Source organism: Capnocytophaga catalasegens (assembly GCF_026005215.1).
In the GTDB taxonomy this organism is placed as follows: Bacteria; Bacteroidota; Bacteroidia; order Flavobacteriales; family Flavobacteriaceae; genus Capnocytophaga; species Capnocytophaga catalasegens.
Genome location: NZ_BPMA01000012.1, coordinates 222,591 through 240,225 on the forward strand (window position 1 = coordinate 222,591; position 17,635 = coordinate 240,225).

Genomic DNA, 17,635 nt, shown 5'->3' on the forward strand with positions numbered 1-17,635 from the left:
TTTTATCTTAATTCTACCAACTTGCTTTTCTTACACCTGGAATTAATCCTTTATTTGCCATTTCTCTGAACAATACACGAGAAATTCCAAAAGTGCGCATATACCCTTTAGGTCTTCCAGTCAATTTACAACGATTATGCAAACGTACAGGTGATGCATTTTTAGGTAATTTTTGTAATGCTTCATAATCACCAGCTTCTTTAAGAGCTTTACGCTTTGCAGCATATTTCGCTACCAATCTTTCTCTTTTAACCTCACGGGCTTTCATTGATTCTTTAGCCATACTAATTCTTTTTAAAAGGTAATCCTAATTCGCTTAATAATGATTTGGCTTCTTTATCTGTCTGAGCAGATGTTACAAATGTAATATCCATACCTGCAATTTTATTGATTTTATCAATATCAATTTCAGGGAAGATTATTTGTTCTGTAACACCTAAATTATAGTTTCCTCTTCCATCAAAACCATTGGCTTTAACTCCTTGAAAATCTCTAACACGTGGCAGTGCTGCGGTTATTAACTTATCTAAAAATTCGTACATTCTTTCTCCTCGTAAAGTAACTTTTGCTCCAATTGGCATTCCTTTACGTAATTTAAAAGATGCTACGTCTTTTTTAGAGGTAGTGGCAACTGCTTTTTGACCTGTGATTTTAGTCAATTCTTCCACAGCATAATCAATTTGTTTTTTGTCTGCAACTGCAGAGCCAACTCCTCGGCTAACCACAATCTTTTCAAGTTTAGGAACTTGCATTACATTTTTATAACCAAATTCTTCTTTAAGAGCTGCTATAATACGCTCTTTATACTCTTTTTTTAGTCTAGGTACATAAGCCATAACTACAATACTTCTTTAGATTTTTTTGAAAATCTTACTTTTTTACCATTTCTCTCTTCATATCCTACTCGTGTTGCCTTTTTTGTTTTTGGATCAATCAAAGACAAATTTGAGATATGAATAGGAGCTTCTTTCTTAACGATTCCTCCTTGAGGATTTTTAGCACTTGGTTTTGTATGCTTTGAAACCAAATTTACTCCCTCAACTATCGCTCTATTCTTTTCGCGATCTACTTTAAGAACAACTCCTTGTTGCCCTTTATGTTCGCCCGCGATAACTAATACAGTATCTCCTGATTTTATTTTCAGTTTTATCATTGCTAATGTCTAAATTAAAGCACTTCTGGTGCTAATGATACTATTTTCATAAACTGTTTATCACGAAGTTCTCTGGCAACAGGACCAAAAACACGTGTTCCTCTCATTTCTCCGGCGGCGTTCAAAAGCACACAAGCATTTTCATCAAATCGGATATAAGAACCATCTTGGCGTCTTACTTCTTTTTTGGTTCTCACCACTACGGCGGTTGATACTTGTCCTTTTTTTACGTTACCATTAGGAGTAGCTTCTTTCACTGTAACAACTATTTTATCTCCTACTGAGGCATATCTTCTCTTTGTACCTCCAAGCACACGGATTGTCAAAACTTCTTTGGCACCCGTATTATCTGCTACTTTTAATCTTGATTCTTGTTGTACCATAATTACTTAGCTCTTTCAATGATTTCAACTAATCTCCAACACTTAGTTTTACTTAATGGACGAGTTTCCATTATTCTTACTGTATCACCAATGTTACAATCATTCTTTTCATCGTGTGCAACAAATTTTTTAGTGCGCAACACGAACTTCCCATACATAGGGTGTTTTACTCGTTTAATAACAGAAACTACGATAGATTTATCCATTTTGTTACTACTAACAACCCCTATTCTTTCTTTTCTTAAATTTCTCTTTTCCATATTAAGGCAGCATCGAATTATTGTAATTCTCTTTTGGTTAATTCACAAGACAATCTTGCCACAGTTCTTCTCACTTTTCTAAGTTCAAGTGGATTTTCTAATGGCGTAATTGCATGAGCCATTTTCATATCTGCATATGTTTTTTTGTATTGACCAAGCTTTTCTTGTAGCTCAGCAACCGACAACTTCTTAACTTCAGACTGTTTCATCGCTAAATAAATTAATCTTGATAATCTCTTGCTACAACAAATTTAGTCTTCACAGGTAGTTTTTGTGCAGCAAGACGCAAAGCTTCTTTTGCTACTTCCAAAGATACTCCACCTACTTCAAACATTATTCTTCCTGGTTTTACAACGGCTGCCCAATATTCTACGGCACCTTTACCTTTACCCATACGTACCTCCAAAGGTTTTTTCGTAATTGGCTTATCTGGAAAAATCTTAATCCACAATTGTCCCTCACGTTTCATATAACGAGTTGCTGCTACACGAGCGGACTCTATCTGACGTGCTGTGATAAATGATGACTCTAAGGATTTAATACCAAACATACCATTAGAAAGTTCGTGTCCTCGTTGAGAAACTCCTTTCATTCTACCTTTTTGTACTCTACGATATTTCGTTCTTTTTGGCTGTAACATTCTTTTAAATCTTTAAATAATTACTTTTTACGGCGCGCTCTTTTTGCCCCTCCTCCACGATTATCATCTCTTGATGGTGAACTTCCTGTGTTTTTCTTGGTCATTCCTACAAGTGGAGAAAGTTCTCGCTTACCATAAACTTCACCTTTCATTATCCATACTTTGATTCCCATTCTACCATAAGTAGTATGTGCTTCATCAATAGCATAGTCTATGTCTGCTCTAAAAGTAGAAAGTGGAATACGTCCTTCTTTATAACTCTCAGAACGAGCCATTTCAGCTCCATTCAAACGACCTGAAATCATCACTTTTATTCCTTCTGCATTCATACGCATCGTTGCTGCAATAGCCATTTTTATTGCTCTTCTATAAGAAATACGATTTTCTATTTGTCGAGCTATACTTGCTGCAACCAGGGGAGCATCTAATTCAGGACGCTTAATTTCAAAGATATTGATTTGAATATCTTTATCTGTAATTTTTTTAAGCTCTTCTTTTAGCTTGTCTACCTCTTGCCCACCTTTTCCGATAATAATACCAGGGCGAGCCGTAGTGATAGTAACGGTTACAAGTTTTAAAGTTCGCTCAATAATTACACGAGACACACTAGCTTTTGATAAACGTGTATGAACATACTTTCTGATTTTATCATCTTCTGCTAACCTATCTCCATAATCATTTCCTCCATACCAGTTTGATTCCCATCCTCTGATAATTCCAAGGCGATTTCCTATTGGATTTGTCTTTTGTCCCATACTTTTATCTTAGCTTTCTGTGTTATTTTTTGCGCTTAAAACCAATGTTACATGGTTAGAACGTTTACGAATTCTATGTGCTCTTCCCTGTGGTGCTGGACGAAGTCTTTTAAGCATAGCTCCTCCATCCACACGAATTTCTTTAACAAATAATTGAGCACTTTCTATATCAGCTCCTTCATTTTTAGCTTGCCAATTAGCAACTGCCGAACGCATCAATTTTTCTAAACGAGAAGCTGCTTCTTTTTGGTTAAATTTTAAAATAGCAAGTGCTTTTTCTACTTCTATTCCTCTTACTAAATCAGCTACTAAACGCATTTTTCGAGGTGAAGTAGGGCAGTTATTCAACTTAGCAAAAGCTAAATTTCTTTTAGCTTCTTTTATTTCTAATGCTTTTTCTCTTTTACGAACTCCCATAGCCTTCTATTATTTTTTACCTTTATTTTTCGCTCCCGCATGTCCTCTAAATGAACGTGTTGGCGAAAATTCTCCTAATTTATGTCCTACCATATTCTCTGTAATATACACAGGAATAAACTGACGACCGTTATGAACTGCAATAGTTTCTCCTACAAAATCAGGTGTAATCATTGAGGCTCTTGACCAAGTCTTAATTACTACTTTCTTTCCTGATTCCTTATTTTGGAGAATTTTTTTCTCCAAACTATAATGAACATATGGTCCTTTTTTCAATGAACGTGCCATTCTCTATTATTTTATTTCTTTCTACGTTCTACAATATACTTATTACTTGCTTTGGTTTTAGAACGAGTTCTATAACCTTTGGCAGGTATTCCTTTTCTTGAGCGAGGATGTCCTCCCGAAGCACGACCTTCTCCACCTCCCATTGGATGATCAACAGGGTTCATTACTACAGCTCTTGTACGAGGTCTTCTACCTAACCATCTTGAACGCCCTGCTTTACCTGAAATAACTAACTGATGATCTGAATTAGATACAGCACCAATAGTTGCTATACATGTAAGTAAAATCATTCGGGTTTCTCCCGATGGTAATTTAACAGTGGCATATTTTCCTTCTTTCGCCATCAGTTGAGCAAAAGTTCCCGCAGAACGTGCAATATTAGCACCTTGTCCCGGACGCAATTCAATACACGAAATAACGGTTCCTAATGGAATTTGAGCCAAAGGCATCGCATTTCCTATTTCTGGCGCTACATTTTCTCCTGAAACAATTACTTGATCTACTTTCAATCCAGCAGGGGCTATAATATATCGTTTTTCACCATCAGCATATTGTATCAAAGCAATAAATGCTGTTCTGTTCGGATCATATTCAATTGAAACAACTTTTGCTTCTACATCAAATTTGTTTCTTTTGAAATCAATAATACGATACTTTTTCTTATGACCACCGCCTATATAGCGCATAGTCATTTTCCCTTGATTGTTTCTACCCCCAGTCTTTTTTAACGGAACTAAAAGACTTTTTTCCGGCTTATCAGTGGTAATTGCGTCAAAATTATTTACCACTCTAAAACGCTGACCTGGAGTAATCGGTTTTAATTTTCTTACTGACATACGTTTGTCTTAAAATACTTAAATCTTAAATATTGCTATAAAAATCTATAGTTTCACCTTCTTTTATACTAACAATTGCTTTTTTAATTGCATTTGTTTTAGCTATTTGAAGCCCATTCTTTGTATATCGAGTTGCTCGTTTAGGTCCATAATTCAATGTTTTTACTGATTGAACACTTACCCCATAGGTTGCCTCTACTGCTTCTTTTATTTGAATTTTATTAGCTTTAACAGAAACTGCAAAAGTATAACGATTATTTAGCTCACTATCAGCAGTTGCTTTTTCAGTAATAATAGGTTTTATCAACACTTCCATCACTCATTATTTAGTTAAAATTGACTCAATAGCTCCTACTGCACTCTCCAAAATCACTACATTTGACACATTAACTATTGCGTAAGTATTTAATTCTGAGAAAGTTACAACATTTGAACTCGTTAAATTACGCGAGGACAAATATACGTTTTTATTTATATCTGCCAACACAAAAAGCGATTTTTTATTTTGAATTCCCAAAGAATTTAAAACATTAACAAAATCTTTGGTTTTTGGTGTTTCAAAATTGAAATCTTCAACTACAATAATTGAATTTTCTTTTGCTTTCAAACTCAAAGCTGATTTTCGAGCTAAACGTTTTACTTTTTTATTCAATTTTTGAGTATAATCTTTTGGTCTTGGTCCGAAAATACGTCCTCCTCCTACAAAAACCGGAGATTTCACACTACCTGCACGAGCTGTACCTGTTCCTTTTTGTTTCTTAATCTTGCGAGTACTTCCTGCAACCTCATTACGTTCTTTGGATTTATGTGTTCCTTGACGTTGATTTGCCAAATATTGTTTAACATCCAAATAAATTACATGATTGTTTGGCTCGATTCCGAAAACATCATCTGAAAGAGTTATCTTTCTACCTGTTTCTTTTCCTTGTATGTTTAATACTGCTACTTCCATTATTTGTGAATCGTTACATAAGCATTTTTATGACCTGGAATACATCCTTTTACTATCAAAAGATTTTTTTCAGGTATCACTTTTAACACTTTTAGGTTTTGTACTGTTACTTTTTCTGCTCCCATTCTACCTGCCATACGCATTCCTTTGAATACTCGTGAAGGATACGATGATGCTCCGACAGAACCAGGTGCTCTTAATCGGTTATGTTGACCGTGAGTAGATTGCCCTACTCCACCAAAACCGTGTCTTTTTACTACCCCTTGGAACCCTTTTCCTTTGGAGATACCTGTTACATCTACAAATTCTCCTTCTACGAACAAATCCACGGTAATAGTATCACCCAACTTATACTCTTGTTCAAACTCCTTGAATTCAATGACTTTTTTCTTAACAGAAACACCTGCTTTGGCAAAATGACCTAATTCCGCTTTATTTGAGCGTTTTTCAGTCTTGTCATCGAAACCGAGTTGAAGAGCCTTATACCCGTCAACCTCTAAGGTTCTGACTTGGGTAACTACACAAGGACCTGCCTCAATAATGGTACACGGAATATTTTTTCCGCTTTCATCAAAGATACTAGTCATCCCTACTTTTTTTCCAATTAACCCAGACATATTTATTATTAAATTATTTAAGTTTTACAATTCATAAAATTCAGGGCAAAGATATTTTAGCCCTGAATATTAGTATTTCCCGTTTTTCCTTTGTCAATTAAGACGCCAGATAAGTTAAGTAAAACTATCGTTCTACTTTAAAATCATCACACTTTGATTTCTACCTCAACACCACTTGGCAATTCAAGTTTCATAAGTGCATCAATCGTTTTTGGAGATGAACTATAAATATCCAAAAGACGCTTATATGAACATAATTCGAATTGTTCGCGCGATTTTTTATTGACATGAGGAGAACGAAGTACAGTAAATATTTTCTTGTGAGTAGGTAAAGGAATAGGTCCTGTTACCGCAGCTCCTGTTGATTTTACTGTTTTTACAATTTTATCAGCTGATTTATCAACCAAATTATAATCGTATGATTTTAATTTTATTCTTATTTTTTGACTCATCTTTCTAAAAATTATTTACCACCTTTAGCATTTTTAATTACTTCTTCTGCAATATTACTAGGAGTTTCTGCATAATGAGAAAATTCCATTGTCGAAGTAGCACGACCTGATGACAAAGTACGAAGAGCCGTTACGTAACCAAACATTGTTGAAAGCGGCACATTAGCTTTAATTACTTTTGCACCATTTCTATCTCCCATATCATTTACTTGACCACGACGACGGTTCAAATCTCCTACGATGTCCCCCATATTTTCCTCAGGAGTAATCACTTCAAGTTTCATAATTGGCTCCATTAGTACAGCTTTTGCAGCACGTGCCGCTTCTTTGTAACCTAATTTAGCTGCCAATTCAAACGACAAAGAGTCGGAATCCACAGGGTGGAAAGAACCATCTCGTAGGATAATCTTCATTGCGTCCATCTCAAATCCTGCTAAAGGTCCATTTTTCATTGCTTCTTTGAAACCTTTTTCAATAGAAGGTATATATTCTTTTGGAATATTTCCTCCTTTTATTTCATTAACAAATTCAAGTCCTGTCTTTCCTTCTTCTGCAGGTTGCATTGTAAATACAATATCAGCAAATTTACCACGACCTCCCGTTTGTTTCTTATAAACCTCTCTATGGTCTGCTGAAGCTGTAATTGCTTCTTTATATTCTACTTGTGGTTCACCTTGGTTTACTTCTACTTTAAATTCCCTTTTCAATCTATCTACAATGATATCCAAGTGCAACTCTCCCATCCCTGAGATAATTGTTTGCCCAGAAGCTTCATCTGTTTTTACTTGAAAAGTCGGGTCTTCTTCTGCTAATTTTGCCAAAGCCATACCCATTTTATCCACATCAGCCTTTGTTTTAGGCTCAACAGCAATACCAATTACTGGATCGGGAAACACCATACTTTCAAGTACAATAGGAGCTTTTTCCGCACACAAAGTATCTCCTGTTTTAATATCTTTAAATCCAACAGCTGCTCCGATATCTCCTGCTTCAATATATTCGATAGGATTTTGTTTATTAGCATGCATTTGATAAATACGAGAAATACGCTCTTTATTTCCTGAACGCGTATTCAACACATAAGAACCAGCATCTAAATGCCCAGAATATGCACGGAAAAATGCTAAACGTCCTACATATGGGTCGGTAGCAATTTTAAATGCTAACGCAGCAAAAGGTTCTTCAACAGATGGTTTTCTAAATACTGGTTCATTTGTATCAGGATTTGTTCCTTCGATTGCTTCTTTATCCAAAGGAGAAGGCAAATAACGACAAACTGCATCAAGCATAAATTGAACTCCTTTGTTCTTAAAAGAAGAACCACAAACCATCGGAATAATAGCCATATCCATTACTGCAGCTCGAAGTGCTGTATGAATTTCTTCTTCTGAAATGGAACTTTCATCTTCCATAAATTTTTCTAAAAGACCTTCATCATAACCCGCCACTTCCTCTATAAGTTGCGATCTATATTTAGCTACATCAGCTTTCATATCTTCTGGAATATCTACAACATCAAATGTTGCTCCTTGAGTTTCTTCATGCCAAATAATAGCTCTATTTTTAATCAAATCGACAATACCTTTAAAATCAGCCTCTTCACCAATAGGAAGAACGATAGGTACGGCATTTGATTTTAACATTTCACGAACTTGACGACATACATTCAAAAAATCTGAACCTTGTCTATCCATTTTATTAACAAAGCCCATTCGAGGCACTTTGTAGTTGTCAGCCAATCTCCAGTTAGTTTCAGACTGAGGTTCAACACCATCAACCGCACTAAACAAGAACACTAACCCATCTAAAACACGCAATGAACGATTTACCTCTACGGTAAAATCCACGTGACCGGGGGTATCAATAATATTGAAATGATACTCTTTTGCATCAGTTGTTGGTTTCCCGTTTTCTGTTGGAAAATTCCAAACACAAGTTGTGGCAGCCGACTGAATTGTGATTCCGCGCTCTGCCTCTTGTTCCATCCAGTCCATTGTCGAAGCTCCATCATGAACCTCTCCTAATTTGTGAGTTTTCCCTGTATAGAACAAAATACGCTCTGTTGTTGTTGTTTTACCTGCGTCAATATGCGCAGCAATACCAATATTTCTTGTATATTTTAAATCTCTACTCATTTATTTATGTATTAAAATCTAAAATGTGAGAATGCTTTATTTGCTTCTGCCATTTTGTGAGTATCCATTCTTTTCTTCACAGCAGCTCCTTCTTCTTTAGCAGCCGAAAGTATTTCACCTGCTAATTTCTGAGCCATTGATTTTTCATTACGCTTACGCGCATAACCAATAAGCCATTTCATGGCCATTGACACTTTTCTATCTGGACGAATTTGCATAGGAATTTGGAATGTAGCCCCTCCAACTCTACGACTACGCACTTCTACATGAGGCATTACATTTGACAATGCGTCTTTCCACACTTCTAAAGCAGTTTTCTCGTCATTATTCTTTTTTTGTTCTACGATATCAAGCGCATCATAAAACACCTTAAAAGCCACTGATTTTTTACCATCCCACATCAAATTATTCACAAAACGAGTAACTAATTGATCATTAAATTTAGGATCTGGCAAAAGAGGTCTTTTTTTAGCCTGTCTTTTTCTCATTTCTTCTCGCTTAAAAGATTTTTAAATTACTTTTTCTTTCCTGTTGTTGCTGGTGCTTGACCTGGTTTTGGACGTTTTGCTCCGTACTTAGAACGACGTTGAGTTCTTCCATTCACTCCCGCTGTATCCAAAGCTCCACGTACAATATGATACCTTACACCTGGCAAATCTTTTACCCTTCCACCTCTTACCAATACTATCGAGTGCTCTTGGAGATTATGTCCTTCACCAGGGATATACGCATTAACCTCGCTCCCATTTGTCAAACGAACACGCGCTACTTTACGCATTGCCGAGTTCGGTTTTTTGGGTGTTGTTGTATAAACACGCGTACAAACCCCTCTTCGTTGAGGACACGAATCCAAAGCAGCCGATTTACTCTTCTTGGTAATTTTGGCTCTTCCTTTTCGTACTAATTGTGAAATTGTTGGCATATTATTACAATAATTATTTTTTTAATAAACTCTTTTGAGGGCGCAAAGGTACATCTTTTTTTTTTATGTACAAATATTTAGTCATTTTTTTTATTATTTTTTTTATTATTTTGAATTTATTTCTTCTTGTCTATAACGAAATCATACATCATATATTTTTCAATATGTGATTTGTAACACCTCATTTGCCCATTTTTTTTGTGAAAAACAAAATTTTTATCTTTCTGTCATTTTATATAAATGCAAAGAACAATAATTTTATCTTAATTCAAAAACTTTGACTTGGTTCAATGTGATATGCTGTATTTTTCTTTTATGTAAAAAATAATTGTACAAACTATTCATAAAAATTTATACATTTATCAAAAAACGGATTGTTTAAACAATCCGTTTTTCTTTAAAACATTTTTATTATATGTAACTAGCAAAGAAATTTTTTCATTAAACAAAATCATTGATTACTTTGGTGATAAAAGTAATTTGTTCATCATCCAATTCGGTATGCATAGGAAGCGAAATAACTTCTTTGACAAGTTGGTTAGTTACAACAAAATCAGCTTCATTGTATCGGCTATCGGTATATGCTTTTTGTTTATGTAAAGGAATTGGGTAGTAAATACCGAACGGAATATTGTTCTCTGCGAATTTTCTTGCCAATTCATCACGTTTTCCATTGGTTATACGTAATGTATATTGATGAAATACGTGTGAAGTATCGCCTTGCGTGATTTCTGGAGTGATTACATTTGGATTATTTTTAAGTGCATCAGAATATTTTTGAGCTGCTGTACGACGGCTTTTATTATACGAATCTAAATGTGGTAATTTGGCACGAAGTACGCAGGCTTGCAAGGTATCTAATCGGGAATTGACACCGACTACATCGTGATGATAGCGCTCGTACATGCCATGATTGACAATTCCACGAAGTGTATGAGCCAACGCATCATCATTAGTAAAAATTGCTCCTCCATCACCGTAACAACCTAAGTTTTTGGAAGGGAAAAAAGAAGTTGCCCCAACATGTCCGATAGTTCCTGTTTTTTGTTTTCTTCCGTCAGACCACTGAAAATCAGACCCTATGCCTTGCGCATTGTCTTCAATTACAAATAAATTATATTCGTTGGCAATTTGCATAATAGCTTCCATATTGGCAGGTCGTCCATAAAGATGAATTGGAACTATAGCTTTGGTTTTTGGGGTTATAGCTTTTTTAATAGCCTCAATATCAATATTAAAAGTGTCTTTTTCTACATCAACAAGGACTGGAGTAAGTTGCAAAAGAGCAATAACTTCAACCGTAGCGGCAAAGGTAAAATCGGCCGTAATTACTTCATCACCTGGTTTGAGCCCCAAACCCATCATTGCTATTTGCAAAGCATCGGTTCCGTTAGCACAAGGAATTACGTGCTTTACACCAAGATAATTTTCTAATTCTTTAGCAAAAAGTTGCACATCAGCACCATTGATAAAAGCTGAAGTTTCTAAAATTTGTGTGAAAGAATCTGTTATTTGTTGTTTTATTTTTTGGTATTGTCCTTGCAAATCAACCATTTGTATTTTTTTCATCGGAAAGATATATTAAAAATCTCTGCAAATGTACAAAATAGTTGATAAAACAGAAAACAATGATACTGATTTTTATTTTTATTGTCTAAAATTAAAATATTTTATAAATAATTCAAGAATTATTTTACTTTTTAAGCAGTGATTTCAAAAATGCTATTTGTTCGTCTTTTTCTTTTAGTCTACTCTCGTATGATTCTATCAATTTGTTGGTAACTTCTTTATTTTCAATGGTCAAATTCTGCACATATCCATTTCCATAAGAACCTTCATAATTAGTCTGTTGCTGAATATGAAACTTACTATCATTAAAAAAATCTGTTACTTCTGTATGGAGAATTTCAGCTATTTGAAAAAGTCTATCCACCGTAATTTTGATAGTTTCGTTTTCTAATCGAGCATATGACGCTTGACTAATATTAAGTTGACTTGCTAAATATTCTTGTGAAAATCCTTTTTGTTCTCTAATCTTTCTGATATTAAAACCTACTCTATACATAATATGTATAACTTAATACGTAATATGGTTGCAAATATACAATTTTAATTTTGCATACACACTAAAAAAATGTAAATTTGCAAAAAATTACAACAATTATTATATTCATAACTTTACAATCCTTAAAAATACTGTTACATATTAACTTTTTAATTAAATATAATCAATCCCAAATTAAATAACCACAAAATGAAACGTATTACATTTATTAGCGCTGTTCTTTTTTTATTTAGTTATTACAACGCCTTATCGCAATCAGCTATTCCTGTGCGTCCATTGAATCATTTAACTGATTTCTCTCTTAGAGGAAAGGTAAAATCATTCAAGGTAACTCCGTATAGAGCTATTGATTCAATGGGAATTATAAGACGAGGTCCCAAATTAGAAACCTGGACAGGTGATGATATCTCTTTTTTCAATCAACAAGGTTATAAAATTGAAAGAGAAAAATACACCCAAAACGAAAAATTACAATTGAAAGTAGTTATTGCTTACAATGACAAAAACCAACGTATTACACGCAACATTTACAATACTGCTGGTAAAATAACTGCCAAATATGTTTATCATTACGACAAAACAGGTCATAAAATTGCTTACAACACCTATCATACCGATGGAGAACTAATAGAATCGTGGAAATATGTTAATGATAATAACGGACGTGAAATAGAAGTTACTTATCATAATTATAAAAATCCTATATTGAACCAAAAATTCACTTATCAATACAATAAATTAGGTAAAATACATATCATTACTAAAATCAATTTAAAAACTGGGCAACCCCAAGAGTTCTGGAAATACACCTATAATAATAGGGGACTAATACAAGTGCTTGAAAATTACAAAAATAACTCACTAATGTACAAAATTGCTATCATTTATGATAATTTTGGTAATGAAAAATCTATCCGTACAATAGATAAAAAAGGAAATTATATCGAAGAAAAACAATATCAATACACTTTTGATTCTAATGGCAATTGGACTGAACGTATTGAATACACTAACCTCTTTCCAAAAGTTATTTATGTGAGAGATATCAATTATTATTAAATTCTGTTTTTTCATAATTTTTCAAATAAGCATACACAATCCATTCGTACCCCAAATATATTCAAACTGATTGATGTATGCTTATTTCTATTGCAATATCAATTTGTAAGGAAATATATAGACATAATGTATGCAAACAAAATAATATTCTTACCTTTGTCTGCGATAAATATATATGTCTATGAGAACATTTTATAATTTTCTTATTTCTTTTATTCAATTTATATTGCCTTTTTTTGCTTTATTCAACAAAAAAATAAAACTCTTTGTTGATGGACGAAAGCAAACATTAACTATTTTAAAAGAAAAAATATCAAAAAATAATTCAATAATATGGATACATACAGCTTCTCTTGGCGAATATGAGCAAGGATTGCCCATAATAAAGGAGCTAAAAAAAATGTATTCGAATAAAAAAATTGTTGTTTCGTTTTTTTCTCCTTCGGGGTACGAAATCAAGAAAAATACTACTGATTCTAATGTAGTAGTTTATCTTCCCTTAGATACCAAAAAAAATGTAATTTCTTTTTTAGATGCTTTGCAACCCGAAATAGCTATTTTTGTAAAATATGAATTTTGGATAAATTACCTTTTTGAACTTAAAAAACGAAACATAAAAACTTATTTAGTTTCTGGAATTTTTAGAAAGAATCAAATATTCTTTACGTGGTATGGAGGATTGCTTCGTAAAGCCTTATTTAGTTTTACACACTTTTTTGTTCAGAATGACATATCTAAAAATTTGTTGCAATCCATTGGTTTTTCAAATGTAACAACAAGTGGAGATACTCGTTTTGATAGAGTTTTAGAAATATTACATCAAAATAATTCACTTGATTTTATTGAAAAGTTTGTTAATAACCAAATATGTATTGTATTTGGTAGTTCTTGGAGAGAAGATGAAGAAATATTTTTACAATTTGTAAATTATTGTCCTGAACATATTAAAATAATTATTGCACCACACAATATAAATGAAAATGAAATCAATTCATTACGAAGAAAAATACATAAAAAAGTTACTTTTTTCAGCGAAAAAGACACTAAAAACTTATCAGAATATAATGTTTTCATTATAGATACTATCGGAATACTTACAAAAGTATATAGTTATGCAGATATTGCTTACGTAGGTGGTGGAATGAAAACAGGACTTCATAATGTTTTAGAACCTGCTGTTTTTGGCATACCTGTTGTCATTGGCAAAGAATATAGTAAATTTTTGGAGGCAAAAGAATTAGTAAAATTAGGCGGTATTCTCTCTGTTGATAATCCGAAAGATTTTTCAAAAGTTATTATTGCATTTGTAGTTGATAAAAATTTACGCCAAAAAGCAGGAAATATCAACAAAAATTATATAGAAAGCAAAAAAGGAGCTACCAATACCTTTATTCAATTTATAAAAAACCAATAACTTCTCTACTCTATTTATAAAAATCTTTTTATTTATGGAAAAATCATCATACATTATTTATAATGCTTCAGCAGGAAGTGGAAAAACCTTTACACTTGTAAAAACTTTTCTTAAAATCATTTTAAAAACTCAAAATCCTGATATTTTTAGGTCATTACTTGCTATTACTTTCACAAACAAAGCTGTCGGAGAGATGAAAAGCCGTATTATAGAGAAACTATCTATTTTTTCAGATATTGAAAAAGCAAAAAAAGAACCAATGTTCTCTCAAATACGTAGTGAGTTACAATTATCTGAAAAAACACTATCAGAAAGAGCTTCAAGAGTGCTTAAACAAATTCTTCATAACTATTCGGCATTGAGTATTACAACAATTGACGGATTTAATCATCAGTTAATTCGTAATTTTGCTTTTGATTTACATTTGAATCCAAATTTTGAAGTATTTCTTGATGTTGATGATTTGATTCGGCAAGCTGTTGATAACCTTCTTAAAAAAATAGGTGAAGATACACAAATAACCGAATTGCTTATTGAATTTTCTAAAGATAAAATACGTGATAATAAAAATTGGGACATCACAACTGAATTGCTTCAAGTAGCAAAACTCTTGACTATAGAGAATAATTACGAATATTTACAATCTTTTCAAGATAAAACCTTAGATGATTTTGACCAACTGAAAAAAAACACAAAGCAACAACTACAATTTGTAAAGAAATCAATGATAAAAAATGCAGATAATTTCTTTGAATTGGCTGATAAACAAGGTTGGGAAAGTGAAGATTTCTCACACGGTTCTGCTTATAAATTTTTCAAAAAGATAAAGGAAAATCCCAATGAAAATATTGAATCATCCTTAGAAACACAATGGGCTATACATATTGAAGACAAACCTTTATATACCAAAACGCTGGCAAAAAAAAATCCGCAAAAGGCATCAGAATTAGATGAATATCAAAATATAATTGCTCTATATTTTAGAAATATTGAAAGTGATTATCACTATAAAAAATATTATCAAAATATATTGAAAAACATAACTCCCCTAGCGGTTCTTCGCAGTATTCAAAAGGAAATTGAAACAATAAAAGAAGAAGAAAATATATTACCTATCTCTGAGTTCAACAATATAATTCATCAAAACATAAGCGGACAGCCTACGCCGTTTATCTATGAGCGTATCGGGCAACGTTATCAGCATTATTTCATTGACGAATTTCAAGATACATCTATTTTGCAATGGCATAATATACTCCCTTTGATTAGTGATGCTTTGCAAAGTGAAAATTTGTCAAAAGTACGAGGTTCATTACTTTTAGTAGGTGATGCAAAGCAATCTATTTATCGTTGGAGGGGAGGAAAAGCAGAACAATTTATGGACTTGTACCTAAAAGAAAAAAATCCTTTCTTTATTGTTCCTGAAATTGCTGATTTGGACAAGAATTTCCGTAGTTACGAAGAAATTATTTTGTTTAATAACGATTTTTTTAAGTTTATTTCGGAAGAAAAAAGGCTTTTTCTAACTGAAACATATCAAAATTTGTACAAAAATGCCATTCAAAATACACACCCAAAAACTCAAAAAGGTGGATATATTGCTATCGAATTCCTAGATATTGCTTCTACTTCCAAAAATGAAGAAGAACCTATTACAATTGATGAAGCATATAGCAATTCAGTACTTAATTTTGTCAAAGATGCAATGAATTGTGGCTTTGAAGAGCGTGATATTTGTATCCTAACACGAACCAATAAGCAAGGTATTGTTTTGGCACAAACTCTTTCAGATAACGGGTACAAAGTTATCTCTCCTGATGCTCTATTACTTGCCAATATTGCCGAAATTCAGTTTTTAATACTCCTTAGCAAACTTTCTTTAACAGAAAACAAAGAACTCAAAGCTAATTTATTGCTTCTGTACTGCGAACTAAAACAAATAAAAGATATTCATGCTTTTGTTATTCAATATATCAATGAGCCTATTTCTTATTTCTTAGATTCGGTAGATTTTTCAATGGATTATTTTCACAAATACTCATATTATGAAGGCATTTCATATGCTATCGAACGCTTTGGGCTTGCCAAAAATTCTGATGCATATCTTTCACATTTTTTAAATCTGGTTTTTGAGTTCAAAAATATACACAAAGGAGGCATTTATGACTTCTTACAATACTGGGAAGATAAGAAAGAAACGTTAAGCATTAGCGCTCCAAGCGGTCTGAATGCCATTAGTGTAATGACTGTTCATAAAAGCAAAGGATTGGAATTCCCTGTAATCATTTATGCATATGTCATTGACGATTTGACAACGAAAAAAGATAAAATTTGGCTTGAAGTACCCAAAGAAGATTATTTCGGATTTGAGTATTTGCTACTTGATAATTATTCAGGATTAGATAACGTAGCCCCCCAAGCAGTTACTTTGCTATCAGAACAACAACTACTTGACCAGTTGAACATTATGTACGTGGCTATGACACGTCCGAAAGCACATCTGTATATTATAACAGATACAAGAAGGATACAAAAAGACTCGCAACAGCTTAAATCTTTTGCCAATGTGCTTAGAGAATTTCTTATTTATAAAAATTTATATCAAGAAGCAATTCATTTCTATGAATTTGGACAAAAAGTAACTCATCACAAGCAAACAACTGCTGAGACTCAGTATATAGAATTTGTACAAAGCCCTTCGCAACTCAACAATTATACAATTGTAACCAAAGAAGGACTTCTCTGGGATAGCAAAATGCAACATGCCATTGAGAAAGGAAACCTCATACACCAACTTTTGGCACAAATAGCAACCGAAAAAGATGTTGCTCCTATACTTTGGCAAGCACAAGCACAAGGCATAATATCCAAAGAACAAATTGTTTTACTTCAAGAACAAATACTATCTATCGTACATCATACAACAATTAGCGAATATTTTTCTGACAAATATTTGATTCTCAATGAACAAGAATTTATAAATCACGCAGGCGAATACCTTCGTCCTGACCGAATTGTCATTGATACAAATACCCGTAAAGCCATTCTGATTGATTACAAAACCGGGAGTTTCTATCCCAAATATATCACGCAACTTAGAGAATATGCCAGCGTACTTACCAAACTAAATTATCAGATAGAAAAAGCCTTTTTAGTGTTTATCAATGAGCAAATTCAGGTACAAGAGGTAAATATAGTTTAATTTCGAATCAAAGAAAATATTCATTAGTTTGTTATTTCGAGTACAATCAAGAAATAATAGTATATTAAATAGCAAAACCAAATGT

23 protein-coding genes are annotated in these 17,635 nt (G+C 33.1%); 3 read left to right on the forward strand and 20 right to left on the reverse strand.

The genetic code is table 11. The features are described from left to right. Nucleotides 1-13 precede the first annotated feature (13 nt). The 20 genes from rpsN to OO775_RS03545 form a co-directional block, all read right to left on the reverse strand. Nucleotides 14-283 carry a 30S ribosomal protein S14 gene (gene rpsN, locus OO775_RS03450; protein ID WP_264845611.1) on the reverse strand — a complete coding sequence of 90 codons (270 nt, stop codon included), beginning with the start codon at nucleotides 281-283 and terminating at the stop codon, nucleotides 14-16. A 1-nt stretch (nucleotide 284) separates the two neighbouring features. Next, nucleotides 285-836, reverse strand: a complete 552-nt coding sequence (gene rplE, locus OO775_RS03455) for a 50S ribosomal protein L5 (protein ID WP_264845612.1) — start codon at nucleotides 834-836, stop codon at nucleotides 285-287. A 2-nt stretch (nucleotides 837-838) separates the two neighbouring features. Beyond that, nucleotides 839-1,153 (reverse strand): 50S ribosomal protein L24, encoded by a 315-nt coding sequence (rplX, locus tag OO775_RS03460; protein WP_264845613.1) that lies wholly within the window; start codon nucleotides 1,151-1,153, stop codon nucleotides 839-841. A 14-nt stretch (nucleotides 1,154-1,167) separates the two neighbouring features. Beyond that, the gene (gene rplN / locus OO775_RS03465) at nucleotides 1,168-1,536 is read right to left on the reverse strand and encodes a 50S ribosomal protein L14 (protein ID WP_264845614.1); all 369 of its coding nucleotides are present in this window, start codon (nucleotides 1,534-1,536) and stop codon (nucleotides 1,168-1,170) included. Nucleotides 1,537-1,538: 2 nt separating this feature from the next. Next, nucleotides 1,539-1,796 carry a 30S ribosomal protein S17 gene (gene rpsQ, locus OO775_RS03470; protein WP_264845615.1) on the reverse strand — a complete coding sequence of 86 codons (258 nt, stop codon included), beginning with the start codon at nucleotides 1,794-1,796 and terminating at the stop codon, nucleotides 1,539-1,541. Between the two features lie 17 nt (nucleotides 1,797-1,813). Then, nucleotides 1,814-2,005 carry a 50S ribosomal protein L29 gene (gene rpmC / locus OO775_RS03475; protein WP_264845616.1) on the reverse strand — a complete coding sequence of 64 codons (192 nt, stop codon included), beginning with the start codon at nucleotides 2,003-2,005 and terminating at the stop codon, nucleotides 1,814-1,816. 11 nt (nucleotides 2,006-2,016) lie between these two features. Beyond that, on the reverse strand, nucleotides 2,017-2,436 hold the full coding sequence (gene rplP / locus OO775_RS03480) for a 50S ribosomal protein L16 (protein ID WP_264845617.1): 420 nt from the start codon (nucleotides 2,434-2,436) through the stop codon (nucleotides 2,017-2,019). A gap of 20 nt (nucleotides 2,437-2,456) precedes the next feature. Next, a complete protein-coding gene (gene rpsC, locus OO775_RS03485; protein ID WP_264845618.1) occupies nucleotides 2,457-3,191 on the reverse strand; it encodes a 30S ribosomal protein S3 in 735 nt (244 codons plus the stop codon). 9 nt (nucleotides 3,192-3,200) lie between these two features. After that, nucleotides 3,201-3,608, reverse strand: coding sequence for a 50S ribosomal protein L22 (gene rplV / locus OO775_RS03490; RefSeq protein WP_264845619.1), 408 nt, complete (start codon nucleotides 3,606-3,608; stop codon nucleotides 3,201-3,203). 9 nt (nucleotides 3,609-3,617) lie between these two features. Beyond that, complete coding sequence (gene rpsS, locus OO775_RS03495) at nucleotides 3,618-3,896, reverse strand: 30S ribosomal protein S19 (protein ID WP_264845620.1); 279 nt, start codon at nucleotides 3,894-3,896, stop codon at nucleotides 3,618-3,620. A gap of 11 nt (nucleotides 3,897-3,907) precedes the next feature. Continuing rightward, complete coding sequence (gene rplB, locus OO775_RS03500) at nucleotides 3,908-4,732, reverse strand: 50S ribosomal protein L2 (RefSeq protein WP_264845621.1); 825 nt, start codon at nucleotides 4,730-4,732, stop codon at nucleotides 3,908-3,910. Nucleotides 4,733-4,757: 25 nt separating this feature from the next. Then, nucleotides 4,758-5,048 carry a 50S ribosomal protein L23 gene (rplW, locus tag OO775_RS03505; RefSeq protein WP_264845622.1) on the reverse strand — a complete coding sequence of 97 codons (291 nt, stop codon included), beginning with the start codon at nucleotides 5,046-5,048 and terminating at the stop codon, nucleotides 4,758-4,760. Nucleotides 5,049-5,054: 6 nt separating this feature from the next. Continuing rightward, nucleotides 5,055-5,684, reverse strand: a complete 630-nt coding sequence (gene rplD, locus OO775_RS03510; protein ID WP_264845623.1) for a 50S ribosomal protein L4 — start codon at nucleotides 5,682-5,684, stop codon at nucleotides 5,055-5,057. Then, nucleotides 5,684-6,301 (reverse strand): 50S ribosomal protein L3, encoded by a 618-nt coding sequence (gene rplC, locus OO775_RS03515; protein ID WP_264845624.1) that lies wholly within the window; start codon nucleotides 6,299-6,301, stop codon nucleotides 5,684-5,686. The genes rplD and rplC overlap by 1 nt, the downstream gene beginning before the upstream one ends. Before the next feature lie 146 nt (nucleotides 6,302-6,447). Then, nucleotides 6,448-6,753 (reverse strand): 30S ribosomal protein S10, encoded by a 306-nt coding sequence (rpsJ, locus tag OO775_RS03520; RefSeq protein WP_264845625.1) that lies wholly within the window; start codon nucleotides 6,751-6,753, stop codon nucleotides 6,448-6,450. Between the two features lie 11 nt (nucleotides 6,754-6,764). After that, the gene (gene fusA / locus OO775_RS03525) at nucleotides 6,765-8,888 is read right to left on the reverse strand and encodes an elongation factor G (RefSeq protein ID WP_264845626.1); all 2,124 of its coding nucleotides are present in this window, start codon (nucleotides 8,886-8,888) and stop codon (nucleotides 6,765-6,767) included. Between the two features lie 11 nt (nucleotides 8,889-8,899). After that, nucleotides 8,900-9,376 (reverse strand): 30S ribosomal protein S7, encoded by a 477-nt coding sequence (gene rpsG, locus OO775_RS03530; protein ID WP_264845627.1) that lies wholly within the window; start codon nucleotides 9,374-9,376, stop codon nucleotides 8,900-8,902. 26 nt (nucleotides 9,377-9,402) lie between these two features. Next, nucleotides 9,403-9,810, reverse strand: a complete 408-nt coding sequence (gene rpsL, locus OO775_RS03535) for a 30S ribosomal protein S12 (RefSeq protein WP_264845628.1) — start codon at nucleotides 9,808-9,810, stop codon at nucleotides 9,403-9,405. 441 nt (nucleotides 9,811-10,251) lie between these two features. After that, nucleotides 10,252-11,379 carry a DegT/DnrJ/EryC1/StrS family aminotransferase gene (locus OO775_RS03540; protein ID WP_264845629.1) on the reverse strand — a complete coding sequence of 376 codons (1,128 nt, stop codon included), beginning with the start codon at nucleotides 11,377-11,379 and terminating at the stop codon, nucleotides 10,252-10,254. A 124-nt stretch (nucleotides 11,380-11,503) separates the two neighbouring features. Then, nucleotides 11,504-11,875 (reverse strand): helix-turn-helix domain-containing protein, encoded by a 372-nt coding sequence (locus OO775_RS03545; protein WP_264845630.1) that lies wholly within the window; start codon nucleotides 11,873-11,875, stop codon nucleotides 11,504-11,506. A gap of 189 nt (nucleotides 11,876-12,064) precedes the next feature. Between OO775_RS03545 and OO775_RS03550 the strand changes: the two genes are divergently transcribed. From OO775_RS03550 to OO775_RS03560, 3 genes are all read left to right on the forward strand, one after another. Beyond that, entirely contained in the window at nucleotides 12,065-12,934 is an 870-nt protein-coding gene (locus OO775_RS03550) for a sugar-binding protein (RefSeq protein ID WP_264845631.1), read from the forward strand. Nucleotides 12,935-13,115: 181 nt separating this feature from the next. Continuing rightward, complete coding sequence (locus OO775_RS03555; RefSeq protein ID WP_264845632.1) at nucleotides 13,116-14,348, forward strand: 3-deoxy-D-manno-octulosonic acid transferase; 1,233 nt, start codon at nucleotides 13,116-13,118, stop codon at nucleotides 14,346-14,348. Nucleotides 14,349-14,382: 34 nt separating this feature from the next. Then, a complete protein-coding gene (locus tag OO775_RS03560) occupies nucleotides 14,383-17,550 on the forward strand; it encodes a UvrD-helicase domain-containing protein (protein WP_264845633.1) in 3,168 nt (1,055 codons plus the stop codon). Nucleotides 17,551-17,635 lie beyond the last annotated feature (85 nt).

Excerpts from the sequence above, each read along its gene's own strand:
- rplB (WP_264845621.1), bottom strand. The coding sequence starts at position 4,732 with ATGTCAGTAAGAAAATTAAAACCGATTACTCCAGGTCAGCGTTTTAGA.
- rplC (WP_264845624.1), bottom strand. The coding sequence starts at position 6,301 with ATGTCTGGGTTAATTGGAAAAAAAGTAGGGATGACTAGTATCTTTGAT.
- rpmC (WP_264845616.1), bottom strand. The coding sequence starts at position 2,005 with ATGAAACAGTCTGAAGTTAAGAAGTTGTCGGTTGCTGAGCTACAAGAA.
- rpsC (WP_264845618.1), bottom strand. The coding sequence starts at position 3,191 with ATGGGACAAAAGACAAATCCAATAGGAAATCGCCTTGGAATTATCAGA.
- rpsJ (WP_264845625.1), bottom strand. The coding sequence starts at position 6,753 with ATGAGTCAAAAAATAAGAATAAAATTAAAATCATACGATTATAATTTG.
- OO775_RS03555 (WP_264845632.1), top strand. The coding sequence starts at position 13,116 with ATGAGAACATTTTATAATTTTCTTATTTCTTTTATTCAATTTATATTG.
- OO775_RS03560 (WP_264845633.1), top strand. The coding sequence starts at position 14,383 with ATGGAAAAATCATCATACATTATTTATAATGCTTCAGCAGGAAGTGGA.
- fusA (WP_264845626.1), bottom strand. The coding sequence starts at position 8,888 with ATGAGTAGAGATTTAAAATATACAAGAAATATTGGTATTGCTGCGCAT.
- rplV (WP_264845619.1), bottom strand. The coding sequence starts at position 3,608 with ATGGGAGTTCGTAAAAGAGAAAAAGCATTAGAAATAAAAGAAGCTAAA.
- rpsN (WP_264845611.1), bottom strand. The coding sequence starts at position 283 with ATGGCTAAAGAATCAATGAAAGCCCGTGAGGTTAAAAGAGAAAGATTG.
- rplW (WP_264845622.1), bottom strand. The coding sequence starts at position 5,048 with ATGGAAGTGTTGATAAAACCTATTATTACTGAAAAAGCAACTGCTGAT.
- rplP (WP_264845617.1), bottom strand. The coding sequence starts at position 2,436 with ATGTTACAGCCAAAAAGAACGAAATATCGTAGAGTACAAAAAGGTAGA.
- OO775_RS03550 (WP_264845631.1), top strand. The coding sequence starts at position 12,065 with ATGAAACGTATTACATTTATTAGCGCTGTTCTTTTTTTATTTAGTTAT.
- rplE (WP_264845612.1), bottom strand. The coding sequence starts at position 836 with ATGGCTTATGTACCTAGACTAAAAAAAGAGTATAAAGAGCGTATTATA.
- rpsG (WP_264845627.1), bottom strand. The coding sequence starts at position 9,376 with ATGAGAAAAAGACAGGCTAAAAAAAGACCTCTTTTGCCAGATCCTAAA.
- rplX (WP_264845613.1), bottom strand. The coding sequence starts at position 1,153 with ATGATAAAACTGAAAATAAAATCAGGAGATACTGTATTAGTTATCGCG.
- rpsQ (WP_264845615.1), bottom strand. The coding sequence starts at position 1,796 with ATGGAAAAGAGAAATTTAAGAAAAGAAAGAATAGGGGTTGTTAGTAGT.
- rplD (WP_264845623.1), bottom strand. The coding sequence starts at position 5,684 with ATGGAAGTAGCAGTATTAAACATACAAGGAAAAGAAACAGGTAGAAAG.
- OO775_RS03540 (WP_264845629.1), bottom strand. The coding sequence starts at position 11,379 with ATGAAAAAAATACAAATGGTTGATTTGCAAGGACAATACCAAAAAATA.
- rpsL (WP_264845628.1), bottom strand. The coding sequence starts at position 9,810 with ATGCCAACAATTTCACAATTAGTACGAAAAGGAAGAGCCAAAATTACC.
- OO775_RS03545 (WP_264845630.1), bottom strand. The coding sequence starts at position 11,875 with ATGTATAGAGTAGGTTTTAATATCAGAAAGATTAGAGAACAAAAAGGA.
- rplN (WP_264845614.1), bottom strand. The coding sequence starts at position 1,536 with ATGGTACAACAAGAATCAAGATTAAAAGTAGCAGATAATACGGGTGCC.
- rpsS (WP_264845620.1), bottom strand. The coding sequence starts at position 3,896 with ATGGCACGTTCATTGAAAAAAGGACCATATGTTCATTATAGTTTGGAG.